This is a genomic window from Polaribacter sp. IC066, assembly GCF_007997085.1.
Lineage (GTDB): Bacteria > Bacteroidota > Bacteroidia > Flavobacteriales > Flavobacteriaceae > Polaribacter.
The window spans coordinates 17,391-30,128 of record NZ_VORR01000048.1 but is presented as its reverse complement, the minus strand read 5'-3'; the positions used below and the strand labels follow the sequence as shown (position 1 = coordinate 30,128).

Genomic DNA, 12,738 nt, shown 5'->3' with positions numbered 1-12,738 from the left:
CATTTAAAGCAAAAGCCCTGTCGTGGAAAGATATTTTTTCAATACTATTTAATTTTTCAATTTCTATAATTCTGTACTTACCTTTAAGTATGTTATAGGATTTTTCAAACATTTCCTTATCTGTCATTTTATATTCCCTCTTAATGTATGCCAACGTGTTTGTACAAGATTAGTTGCTGTGGTTAAGCAATAAAGTTAATAAATAATAACTGAATAGAAAGTCCGCGAGGACTTTCCTAAATAAGCCAGAACCAAAGCAATTAATTTTGTACGGTGTTAGCTTTTAGTGCTTTTTTTTATTCATAATTTATCATTTAGTACCTTTTTTAGAATTCCTTTTTCGGCTAAAATTCCGCACATAAATTCATTCGGATTATGAGTGAACTGTTTCTTTTGAAATGTCATGTTATTTATCAGTATTTCAGGAAGAGTGGAGTGATTTATTATGTTCGGTCTTTTCCAACGTTTTTTTTAGTTTTATAAAGTCAATTAATGCTATTATTATATAAATTATGAATAACAATATTGCTAATGGAATTGTGATAAATAAAAACCAAGGGATAACTCCCCAAAAACAATTAGATTCATTACAAGATTGATTTGTTATAAATTCGGTTATAGTGGCTCCAATATATCCGATTATAAATGGACTTAGTCCAATAATAATTATTAAAATTATTCCAACGGGTAATTTTATAAAGTCTTTGTTTCTTTTAAAAAAAATCATTTCTTATTTAATTTTGATTAATTTATTTCCTTTCAAAATTTCTGTTTCCGAAAACTTATTTTCGCATTAAAGCTAACGTTTTTGTGTATGTTTAGTTGCGTTGTTTAAGCAGTGAAGTTACTAAATAAAACACTAACCAAGAAAGTCCCAAAGGACTTTCGTAAATTGGCTAAAACCAGCAATTAAATATACACGGTGTTGTAGTGCGTTTTTTATTTTTCAGACAGTAAATTAACAATGTTCATTCTATATTCTTCGTCTTTTTCGTTTAATTCAATTGTTCCATTTTTGAGGTCAGGATTTATAAAGAATTCTGCATATAAATTCTGTTCATTATTTTCGTCATAAAACACTTTAAAACTAAATTTTCCATTTTCTAAAATTGCTTTTTCACGGTTTAAAGGAAATGCTGTAAAGGTCAGTTTTTGAGTTGTAAATTTCGTTTTTTTTGTTTCTCCGTATAGTTTTGAAATAACCTCAATTAGTTTGTCACTTTCTTTTCCGATTGAGTAAATTTCAATTCCTTTTTCGGTTAAACTTGTATTGTCAATTTTGTCATCTACAATTCCAGCAGAAATTCCGTCTACAATATTTATTTTCAGACCAACTATTTGATTTTCATATTTAGCTTTACAAATTAAACTCCAAAATCCGTTTTCTAATTTTTCCTTTTTTGTTATTGTTAAAACTAAATCGTTCCAACCTTCTTCTTTGTCTTGGTTAGAAGTCAATTCAACCAAGTTGTTATTTTGACTAAATCCTAAAACGCTACTTAAAATTCCCATTATTAATATTATTCTTCTAATTTTCATAATTTTTTGTGGTCGCTCTCAAATGCACTACAACGTGATTGTATAATTTTAGTTTGCGTAATTTACCAATAACTAATTAAACAATTCAAAAAAGAAAGGCGACACGGACTTTCATAAGTATGCTAAAACCAGCAAATTAATTTTATACGGTGTTGGCATACGTTTTATTCAATTTTGTTTAAATTCAAAATTATGTCAGATTCTACAGAAGATTCAATAAAAAAAGCTCAAACAGGTCTTAATTCTATTATTGAAAAAACTAAAATAATTAAACAAAACCTAAAAGATATTCAAAATATTGTCAACTCTTTTTCAAGCAAAATTAATTAGTAGGTTTAAATTTATCACAACAAAACTTTCCTAATTCAATTTTTCCAGTTTCAGCATTTATAAATACTGTTCCGAAACTTTCAGATTTATGTATTTCACATTCTGCATCTTTAAAATCTTCTTCTAATCCTTTTCTTATTAAATTAATTGAAGAATTTGTTAAGTCATTTATAAATTCAGAAGCAAAATCAGTTATTGAGTTTTTTTCTTTTAATATTACTTTTATCATAGCTTATTATGTTTAAAAAATTTATTTCTTGGTTTAATTATGTAAATAATAACTAAACTTAATTAAAAACTTTAAATTATGCCTTTAATTAATAATTCATCTGTATTTTTAAATACTTACAAGGAATATTTAAAAACAAAAAATATTGCTATTTGCAATATTCCTATTTGCGTAATAGAGTATAATTATAATTCTAACGTATAAACTTTATTTGTAAAATCAATATTTAAACTTTTACATTTTATTAAAAACTCATTTCCAAATATTATTGGAAATATAAATTCGTAAGGCAGCTCTTTAAATTCCTCTTTAAAGTTATTATTTATTCCGTTTATATTAAAATCTACGTTGTATACATTGTTTTCAGATACTCCACCAGAAACAATATAATTTCCAAATTCTTTTCTTATAGGCTTAACTCCAATTAATTTAGCAAAACTAGGTGCAAAATGAGAATTTACAGCTCCTGTATCTAAAATAGCGTCTATTCCGTTTTCATAAAATTTAAGTTCTTTTGGGATTTTAATTCCTTCTATTTTTACTTTTAAATAAGGTATTCCATTAGGTATTATTTTTCCTTTATAAGTTATACCTAAATTATATTTATTTTCCATAATCTTTATTTTTACATTTTTACTATATTTATTCCTTATCTGTCATTTTATATTCCCTCTTAATGTATGCCAACGTGTTATAATAAGAATGAACTTCCCATTTAAACTGAATTTATTCCGGATAATAGGAACTTTTGTTCTTCTTTACTGTTTCTTTTCAAAGATAATAAAATTGTGTCTAAAGGACTTTGTATTTCTAGTAAATCCTTTTTTGCTACATGGGTATAAATCATTGTTGTTTCTGGTTTAGAATGCCCCAGTAGTTCTTGTATATGTCTTAATCCAACTCCGTTTTCTAACAAATGAGTAGCAAAACTATGGCGTAAAGTATGAGGAGTAACATTTTTAGTTACACCTGCTAATGCTGTACTTTTAGCTAGAAACTTTCGAATACTGCTTTCAGAATAACGTTTTTGACTTGGTCCTTCTATAAAAAAAGAGAAGGGCTTATAAGTAAGCAAGTAATTTTGTAACAAAGGTAAAAAGGTATTGGCGATAACTACAAACCGATCTTTTCTGCCCTTACCTGAACTTACTTTTATTTGTTTTCTTTGAACATCAATATCGAATAACCGTAAACTAGTAATTTCCCCAATTCTTAAGCCAGAAGAGTATAGTAAACCCAGTATTGCTCGGTGCTTTAGGTTTTTGGTTACTTGTAAAATACGTAAAATATCTTCTTGAGAAAGTACATTTGGTAATTTTCTAGACCTTTTTGGTCTTGTTAACTGCAAATCATTAATTTGTGTATGCGGATAAAAAACCGTGAATAATTTTAAAGCACTTATAAATTGTCTTTGTGAACTTATAGAGTATTTACGTTCTATAAATACTGTTTCTATAAACAGTTCTACATCTCTATTAGTAAGCAATTCTAAAGCCTTATTTGTATGAAAGTTCACAAAATCAGCAACAAAAAAAGTATAGGTTTGTAAAGTACTTGTACTATACCTTTTTCCTTTTAAGTACAAATAAAAACTATTTAAGAGTGTTTTTTGTGCTGCTGTTAAGTCTCTTTTAAATACTGTTTTAGTAGGATACTTGTCTTTGCTAATATAGTTTTTTTTGTTGATAAAGGTGATACCTTTAAAAGTCATTAAAATAAGGGCTAAATTCTCTTTTGTATCTTCTACATACCAAGATCGATGTGTTTGACTCCAATGGGCTTCGTTTGTTTTTTTTAACAACCCAATTAACAGGTTGTTAAAATCAAATTTTAGAAGTATTTGATGTTTTTTTCGATGAACTATTTGTTCTAAATATATGGTAGGTAGTCTTTCCATTTTCTTTTTTTCAAGCTTTTAAATATACTAAAAATAAATATAAAATCTAATATTAAGTTGGTTTTTTATGGTAGTTCTTTTATTTATAGTGGATTAGTGCTACTATTTATAACTTAAAGTGATCAGCAAAAAGAAAGAACCTCATTTAAAGAGGCTCTTTTTTGAAATTTAAGAATAATTATTTTAGTTTTTGTTTTTGAATCGACTTCAAGAAAGTGCTTCAATTTTTAAGTAGGTAGGCAACTTTAAATACTACTCAATAATAAACTTAATACTTCCGGTTTCTTTAGAGGTTGCTATTTTTGCAATATAAATTCCAGCAGCAAAATCAGCGACATCAATAGTTGCTTTGAGACTATTTGGATTTAGGGTAGCTACTTGATGACCAAGAATATCAAAAAGAGAAATGCGTTGTATTGTTTTATTTTCTGAAATGATTGTGAACGTATCTTTTGCAGGATTCGGATAGCTTGTAATACCATTTATTTTAAAGTTTTCATCATTGCCGCTGCTTAATGTAGTACTGCCTTGCACAATATCATCAAACAAAAATGTAGCATTCGCAGAGGCATCATTTGGGGTGGCATAACCGAGCATTAGGGTAATTACATTGTAAATCGGACTATCTCCGTTTGTAAAGTCCCAACTATATGTTTTCCATTCTCCAGATACAGTTGTGTACACATCTCGTTCTACCGCAAAACCAGCTTCGTTACTTTCTAGCTTAAACTTTAACAATGTGCCTACAGGTGCATCGCTGTAAACGCTCATTGATAAAAAGCCACGAGTACTCATGTTGTTGATAAAATCCGTAAGTGTTAGTTTAGTTTGTGCCCAACCTGCGCCGCCACTTCGTACAAATTGACCAACGGTAGCACTCGTATTTTTTTCGTTGATATTAGGGTTTGCTATGATAGATCCGATGCCTCCGCCAACATTTATAAAATCAGTGGTTACAACACTTGCTTCAAAATTAATTGGCAAGCTTGTAGCAGAAGGTGCAGCTAGTTCAGGTCCTGTAATTAGTTGTACATCATCAAACAAAAAAATAGAATTATCTAAACCATCACCAACATTTCCAAAATCAAACATAAACTGCAATCTGTCGTAATCGTTCGCTTTTCCGTTAAAGTTCCAGACGGCAGTTTCCCATTTGCCAGAGGTCGTTGTTAAATAGTCTAAATTAGTGTTGCCAGTTGCATTGGCTAATTCTAGTTTAATACGAGTACCAATAGGGGCAGTGGTATAAACTTTCATAGAAATTTGCCAAGTATTAGAAAGATTGATGGTATTGTTGAGAAATATTTTGGTACCGGCAGAAAAGTCGCCTCCATCTCGTATAAGCTGGCAAACAGTATTGCTCATGTTATCTACATTAATTCGAGGGTTTGCAATAATGCTTGTGATTGCGCCATTATCATTAAGGAAGTCAGTATCGATAAAATTAGATTCAAAATCAATAGGCAAAGTAGTTGGTCTAGGTGCAGTAGGTCCTTGCACTTGAGCTATATCATCAAAGAAAAAAGTAGCGTTTGCAGATCCATCTCCAACATTTCCAAAATCGAACATAAAAACGATTTCATTAAGATTATTGGCAGTGCCTATAAAAATCCATTCTAGCGTTTCCCACTCGCCAGAAACAGTTGTTGCAGCATTTATATCTGCGGATGGCCCGGAGCCTTCTAGTTTAAACTTTACAATGGTTCCTACGGGCGCAGTAGTATATACGTTCATGGATAGTTTTGTAAGTACAGAAAAATCTAGATTGTCGGTTAGTAAAATTTTACTGCCGCCATAAGGTGCGCCGCCATCTCTTATAATTTGAGCTACAAAATTACTCTTGTTAATTCCTGATTTTAGAGGATTGTCTACAACAGTTCCTGTTCCTCCATCAAAATCTACCAAATCGGCAGTCGTAATATCGCCCTCGAAATTAATTGGTAAGCTTTGAGAAAATCCGCAGGAAAACACCAACAGTAAAATAAATAAGGTAATTTTTTTCATTTGATTTGTTTTTTTTTAATAAATATATAAAAACCCCTCTTTTTACAGAGGGATTTTTATTTGAAAATGCTTAAAACAAAATTGAAATCTTTAGTTTAATCTTTGTCTATTTACATGTACTTAATTCAATATAAACACAAAAAAGTTAAATTTATGAACGTATTTGGCCTTCACCAATAATGTAATATTTGTTGGTAACCAACTTTTTTAAACCTAAAGGACCTCTATGATGCAACTTGTCTGTACTAATAGCTAATTCTGCACCAACACCAAGTTGCCCACCATCTGTAAATCTGGTAGATGCATTTTTATAAACCGCAGCACAATCTACTTGTTGCATAAAAGTATGTGCATTTTCATCATTTTTAGTCATGATGGCTGCAGAATGTCCGCCAGAGTTTTGGTTGATTATTTCTATAGCTTCGTTTAAATTGTTTACAGAACCAATGCAACATTTTAAGGCTAAAAACTCTTCTTTCCAAACATGATTGTCAACAATTAAAGTTTCATTTGTTAACACTTTATGAGTTTCTTCATCAACCAACATAGAAACCTTTCTTTCTTTTAAAACACTTTGTAAGTCTTTTAATTTTCCTTCGAAGTTTTCGATGTTTTTGTTGATTAAAATTTTATCTAAAGCATTACACGCAGAAATTTTCTCTGTTTTTGCATTGATGATAATCGATAAAGTTTGATGCCAATCTGCGCTTTCATCAACATATAAAAAGTTATTTCCTCGTCCGCTAATTAAAACGGCACAAGTAGCATGTTCTTTTACAAAACTGATTAAACGTTCGCCTCCTCTTGGTACAATTAAATCTAATTGTTCTGTTGGGTTTTTTAAGAAAGCTTGCGTTTCTGCTCTATCCATCTGCATTAATTTTATATAATCTGTACTCAAATTATTTTCTGTTAATGCTTTGTGCCAAAAATCGACCAGTATTTTATTGCTAAAAATAGCTTCTTTACCACCTTTTAATAAGATTTTACTGTTTGCTTTAAAGGCTAAAACAGCAGCTTCTATGGTTACATCTGGTCTTGATTCATAAATAATCATGATGGTACCAAAGGGGGATGTTTTATTGGTTATTTGCAATCCGTTTTCTAGTCGAATATCGCTAATAATCTGATTTACGGGGTCTTCTTGCGCTTTTACTTCGTTGATGGCTTTTATCATGCCATCAATTTTTTTATCATTCAAAATCAAACGATCAAACATAGCCTGATCTTCTTTGTTAAAAGCGTCTAAATCTTTTTGATTGGCGTGTAACAAAGCTTCTCGATTTTCATCAAGAATTTTTGTCATGCTTTCTAGAACGTTATTTTTTAAAGTTGTGTCTAATAATTTCATCGTGTAAATTTTAAAGTGCCACTTTTGTACCCACAGATTTTCCGTCGATAATATCTATAATAGTGTTGTCTCTTTTTCCGTTAGCAATATACGTAGGAATGTTATTGGACGCTGCTTCTTGCGCATAATCTAATTTAGACCCCATTCCGCCACGGCCTTCGCCAGCTTTTTTACCACTATCTTTTATGTATTTATCCAAATCTTCATTAGGATTTACATGTGTTATTAAATTACTGTTTTCAGATTCTGGATGACCAGAATACAAACCATCAATATCGGTTAAGATAATTAATTTATCAGCATTTATTAATTGCGCAATTAAACTTGCCAGCTCATCATTATCAGAAAACATAGACATCGTTACAGAAACGGCATCGTCTTCATTTGCAATAGGTATTACACCTTCTGCCAATAAACCTTCACAACAATTAATCATATTTTGTCTATGGATACCCGGACTAAAATCTCTTTTCGTTGGCAATACTTGGGCACATTTCATCCCAAAATCATTAAAAATATTATAATAATGACGCATCATTCTTGGTTGTCCAATAGCAGAATACACTTGTCTTCTTTGTGTTTCGTTTTCGATATTAGAGTCTCCTAAAACTTCTTTTCCGGCAATAACCGATCCAGAAGAAACTAAAATTGAAATAATTCCGCGTTCATATAATTCTGCTACTTGCTGCACCAAACGTCTTAAAACAGGTCTAACAATTCTGTTATCTCTATTGGTCATTACGTTGGTACCTACTTTAATTACGATTCTTTCTTTATACATTTTAATGTTCTTTACCCAGTTCTATTGCTCTATTAAAAGCAGCATAAGCGGCATCCTTAATTAATATATTTACATTGTTTTCTTCCATAGAATCTAAAGCAGCACGTGTTGTACCGCCTTTAGAGGCAACTTTCTCCATCCAAGAGTTTGGCGATAAGTTAGATTGATTAAAAAGTTCTACTGCGCCTGTAAAAGTCTGACTTACTAATACAGTTGAGTCTTTTTTAGAGAAGCCCATTTGCAGAGCAGCTTCCATCATACTTTGCATAAAGTAAAAAACGTATGCTGGCCCACTGCCAGAAATTCCTGTAGAAGCATCGATATACTTTTCAGTGTCTACTTCCATAGATTTACCGGTAGTGTCTAATAAGCTCTCTATGGTTAATTTTTCTATTCTTGTTACTTCTGCAGAAGTAACATAAGAGGTTAAACCTTTACCAATTTGTGCGGGTAAATTAGGCATTGCTCTTACTATTTTTGTTAAGCTAGAATATTTTTTAATATTTTCTATGTTAACTCCTGCCATGATTGATACGATCACTTGGCCCTGTTTTACAAACGGTTTTAGAGATTTGAATAGGTCTTCTGCATGGTAAGGTTTTACAGCAATAAAGATAATATCTGCTTTTGGTACACAGTCTTCTAATTTTTTATAAGCATCAAAATGAGATATTGCATTGAGTTCCTCTAACTTTTCGTCAGAGCTGTCTACAACCATTATGTTTTTTTTCTTTAACAATTTTGATTTAGACATACCTTCTGCGTATGTAAGTCCCATGTTTCCTGCGCCAATTACTAAAATTTTCATTTTTTATGATTAAGTACTGTTATTAATTTAATTGATTGATTTTTATTTAGGCTTTACGAAACGTCATTTGAATCTTTTTGGATGTAAAACCGCTTTTTTCAAATACCTTAATGGCATCTTCATTTTCTTTGTCTATTTGCAATGTAATATTGCCATTGCAATACTCGATAGCTTCTTTTAACAGTTTTGAAGCAATTCCGTTTTTTCTATACTCTTTGTGAACCGCTAAATACACCAAAAGATTTTCTGATTGATATTCTTTCATTCCTGTTTTGTTCATAACAAGTGCACCAACAATAATGTCTTTTTCTTTAGTGATAAAGGTATAACCACCTAAACTAGGAATCTCTTTTGCAGCATACAACAGCGACTGTCTTATGGCATTTTTATGGTCTTTACAGTCTTCTAAATGCAGGTGTAAAAAGTTGGTGATTCTATCGATAACTAAATAAGACATCCTGTTAAAGGCATCAAATGTTTTTATGATCATTAATTTATAAATTTTATTTATCTAAATAGATAAGTGATGAGCTAAATGGCTAAAAAAATAAGTTTCTGTTGAAGCAAAAATCTTCAGTTTAGAAGTGATGTAAATACTTGTAGTGAGGTATTTAAGATAGGGCATTAAAAGGAGTACTTTTATAAATTGGTTTCCAAAACCAAAGACTAAAAAGCTAAAAAATAGAAAAATTAAAGTTGAATGTTTTAAAGTTTTGTAGTTTGCGTATGGATTCTTTCATAGGGCAAATTTACAAAAATGGTTGTCTAACGCCAAGGTTATGGGCTGTTTATAAATTAGAATTGTGATAATGTCGATGAATAGTGTCTGTTTTTAAGGTACTCACAAAGTTAGGTGAGGATTAGTGAAGATTCCAAAATTTAATAAAAAGTAAAAATTTTCTTTTAAAAGAGTCATTTATCTGTATTGTTTTAACTAGAATAAAGTGTACGCACTTTAGTTTTAGAAGTTAAGGGGCTGTTTTGTTCTAAAATTTGATATTTTTTTAATGTAAGGAGTCTATTTTGTTTAACTTAAAATAATATTCCGGAACATTATTCTTTTATTTTTTCTGTAATTAGTTTTTCTATCGCATTTAGCTTATCTAAAAGTATACTATTGATTAGTTTGGATATATAAATTGCTTTACCTGATTTTTTCGTCTTGTTTAATGGGTGATTTTTATCTAACGCTTTTTCGTTTGCAGGATGCCATTTGTAAAAATTGTTTGGGATCTATTTTAACAGCATACAAATTTTTGCAATTTCTGGCAGATGTAGTTTTTTAACGTTACTTATCACATCGATGAAATAGCAAACATAATTAAAAGGATTAAGCATTTTACTATTTTTTAAACTGACATACTTTCTGTTTCTTAAGAGTCGTTACAAAAGCTTAAATCAGCTTAAAAAACAGTGAGTAGTTTTTTTTTTGGCACTTATGCGGCGCTTATAAGTGTTGTGCGTAGTTATTTTTTTTTCGGTTTTGTCTATGTCGGTCAGTCTCAAACATCTTGTTTTTTGATAGCTCTCGTAGGATAAATGTTATATTCAAAATTTCGAGAAATCAGATCGTGCAATGTTTCGTACTCTTTGTTTTTCGATATACTTTTTATTTCGTTTATATAGTCAAGATGGTGTTGTGGTTTGTCAATTTCGCAACTACTTTTATTTTCTGTTCTATAGCTGAAAATTATAGGTTTATAAATCGCAGACTCCTTCGGATGGTTAAAATGTAAAAGTTTAGAAAGTCCGATAAAAACGTTCTGTACCGATTTTTTCAAAGTTTCTAACTCATTGACTTTTAAAATATGTCCGCTTTTTACAGCATTTAATAAAAATAAAACTTTGCCTTTTTGTTCTAAATGCAAATGAATTATTGCTGGTATCCAACCCTAAACAAAATGACTTGTATTTGCCAAATTATACTCATTTATTTCTTCAGCTTTTATATTTTCAAAATACTTTAAAAATTCGGTGTAAGTTTGAGTATAAGAATCATTTTCAGCTGGTATAAACTTTTTCGCATCTTTTAATATCGTTTCAAAGTGCAGGTTTTTCAATTCAGTTGATTCGGTATAAGGGTAATTTTGGATTTCAATATTTTTTTCTGATAACAATTGTTTTAATATTTGTTAGCACAAGTGTTCACCAAAAAATTATAGTTCCAAGTAACTATTTAAAATACAAATTATTACGCATAAATTGTTGGGTGTATATTTAAGTTAGACATTTTAATTACGAATAAAATTGTACTATAAACTGTTCTTTTTGTAGTTTAAACGTCACTCAAAGATAGTTAATTGAGAAAGTCTTGGTTTCCCCTGTTGATGACAGTCAGGTTGTGTTTTTTAGCGAAGCGCTCTTAAGCCTTTATAATGGATACGAATGATTTGTTAGGTTGAGCTTGTCTAATATTTTCGAATATTAAAATCGTATTTTCGGGCAGCTTAAAAAGATCTTTTGAGTTTTAATTGGTGGGTTTTTGTTAATCTCAATAGCTAATCTTATTTGGAATCATCATAATTACTTTTGCAAAGCTTTTTGATGTAGTTCAATGTTTTTTTAATTTTCTAAAAATAGCTTTTAGGGCTGCCTAAATGTGTTCTTTAAAGTGTGCTAAAAATTACAGTCTGTAAAAATATTCTGTATGAATAGAATGTTTTATCACTCAAAAAAGTAAAATTGGTATTTAGTACGCTTCTTTAATGTACGCAGTTCATCTAATGATTATAAGCAGTGGTGTACCGATAAACTAATTATACCAATTTAGTTTTATAGTGTCGTGCAAATAAATTGAATTATTTTTTGATTAATTGAAATGAAAAATAATTAGCATAGCATCGTTACGGTACTTATTTTTGATGAAAAGTAAGCGAAAAAGAAACGATTTATTACGGCATTATAAGGCTAATTTGGTATTACTCAATAATTTTCATAGAGATGATTTGGATATCAGTAATAGGTTTGTCATACTTATCAGTTTTGCTTTTTGCAATAGAATCTACCACATTCATTCCTGTTACGACTTCACCAAATACAGTGTATAATCGATCATTAAACGGCACTCCGCCATGTTTTTTATAGTAAGCAATATGCTCTTTAGGGAAGCTGTACAGATTCGGGTTGTTAGAGTTTCTTGCAATTTTTTTAACACTATCTGAAAACTTATTGTACGCATCATCATCTTTAGCCTTGTAAGCTTTTTTAGCAGATTCTAATAACACTTTATTAGAATCTGCATGATATGCATTGTACACAGCTAAATTCTCGTTGATCCATTTTTCATATACTTCGAAATTTTTATCAAGAACGGGACCTTTTTGGGTAATGACAAAATGAGATCCGTTTGAATATAAATCAGGGTTCCCGTCATGAGCAGCAGAAAGCGTTCCTCTTTTATGAAAAATGGTGTCAATTATTTCTGAAGGAACTAGATAATCTTCTTTATTAACTTTTAATGTGTCACCAAGTATTGGTGGTTTACTGCTAAAATCTCCTGTTTGAATAATGAAACTATCTATAACTCTATACCATAATATACGATCATAAAAACCTTCATTAACTAGCTTTATAAAGTTATCGCGATGTTTAGGCGTTTCATTGTATAAAGCCACAAGAATATCACCTTTACTTGTTTTAATTGCTACTTGGGTTCTCTTTGTATTCTTTTTTTCTTTGATGTTGCTGCAAGAAAAAAGGATGGAAATTACGGTAAGTAATAAAAAGGTGTTTTTCATAGTTAAAAATTAGTATTGTTACTCTTTTTATCTTGATTAAAAAGAAGTTATCTAATTGGATG

Annotated in this window: 12 protein-coding genes; 1 reads left to right on the top strand and 11 read right to left on the bottom strand. The window is 30.2% G+C overall.

Features of this window, described 5'->3' with window-relative positions:
• Nucleotides 1–939: 939 nt before the first annotated feature.
• On the bottom strand, nt 940–1,539 hold the full coding sequence (locus ES044_RS14490) for a hypothetical protein (protein WP_147187332.1): 600 nt from the start codon (nt 1,537–1,539) through the stop codon (nt 940–942).
• 192 nt (nt 1,540–1,731) lie between these two features.
• Here ES044_RS14490 and ES044_RS18620 point away from each other — a divergent pair, with 192 nt between their 5' ends.
• Nucleotides 1,732–1,869, top strand: a complete 138-nt coding sequence (locus ES044_RS18620) for a hypothetical protein (protein WP_190311499.1) — start codon at nt 1,732–1,734, stop codon at nt 1,867–1,869.
• Here ES044_RS18620 and ES044_RS14485 read toward each other — a convergent pair.
• The 10 genes from ES044_RS14485 to ES044_RS14440 form a co-directional block, all read right to left on the bottom strand.
• A complete protein-coding gene (locus ES044_RS14485; RefSeq protein ID WP_147187330.1) occupies nt 1,862–2,098 on the bottom strand; it encodes a hypothetical protein in 237 nt (78 codons plus the stop codon). The two genes, ES044_RS18620 and ES044_RS14485, sit on opposite strands and share 8 nt — an antisense overlap.
• 185 nt (nt 2,099–2,283) lie before the next feature.
• Nucleotides 2,284–2,712, bottom strand: coding sequence for a hypothetical protein (locus ES044_RS14480; protein WP_147187328.1), 429 nt, complete (start codon nt 2,710–2,712; stop codon nt 2,284–2,286).
• 101 nt (nt 2,713–2,813) lie between these two features.
• Nucleotides 2,814–3,995: a tyrosine-type recombinase/integrase gene (locus ES044_RS14475; RefSeq protein WP_147120076.1), complete on the bottom strand. Its 1,182-nt coding sequence runs from the start codon at nt 3,993–3,995 to the stop codon at nt 2,814–2,816.
• Between the two features lie 252 nt (nt 3,996–4,247).
• Nucleotides 4,248–5,999 (bottom strand): T9SS type A sorting domain-containing protein, encoded by a 1,752-nt coding sequence (locus ES044_RS14470; RefSeq protein ID WP_147120075.1) that lies wholly within the window; start codon nt 5,997–5,999, stop codon nt 4,248–4,250.
• A gap of 151 nt (nt 6,000–6,150) precedes the next feature.
• On the bottom strand, nt 6,151–7,350 hold the full coding sequence (locus tag ES044_RS14465; protein ID WP_147120074.1) for a glutamate-5-semialdehyde dehydrogenase: 1,200 nt from the start codon (nt 7,348–7,350) through the stop codon (nt 6,151–6,153).
• A gap of 10 nt (nt 7,351–7,360) precedes the next feature.
• Entirely contained in the window at nt 7,361–8,131 is a 771-nt protein-coding gene (gene proB / locus ES044_RS14460; RefSeq protein WP_147120073.1) for a glutamate 5-kinase, read from the bottom strand.
• A 1-nt stretch (nt 8,132) separates the two neighbouring features.
• A complete protein-coding gene (proC, locus tag ES044_RS14455; protein ID WP_147120072.1) occupies nt 8,133–8,939 on the bottom strand; it encodes a pyrroline-5-carboxylate reductase in 807 nt (268 codons plus the stop codon).
• Between the two features lie 46 nt (nt 8,940–8,985).
• Nucleotides 8,986–9,429 carry a GNAT family N-acetyltransferase gene (locus ES044_RS14450; protein WP_147120071.1) on the bottom strand — a complete coding sequence of 148 codons (444 nt, stop codon included), beginning with the start codon at nt 9,427–9,429 and terminating at the stop codon, nt 8,986–8,988.
• A gap of 1,402 nt (nt 9,430–10,831) precedes the next feature.
• Nucleotides 10,832–11,056 carry a hypothetical protein gene (locus ES044_RS19025; RefSeq protein WP_223269223.1) on the bottom strand — a complete coding sequence of 75 codons (225 nt, stop codon included), beginning with the start codon at nt 11,054–11,056 and terminating at the stop codon, nt 10,832–10,834.
• A gap of 801 nt (nt 11,057–11,857) precedes the next feature.
• A complete protein-coding gene (locus ES044_RS14440) occupies nt 11,858–12,676 on the bottom strand; it encodes a peptidylprolyl isomerase (protein WP_147120070.1) in 819 nt (272 codons plus the stop codon).
• Between the last annotated feature and the right edge of the window lie 62 nt (nt 12,677–12,738).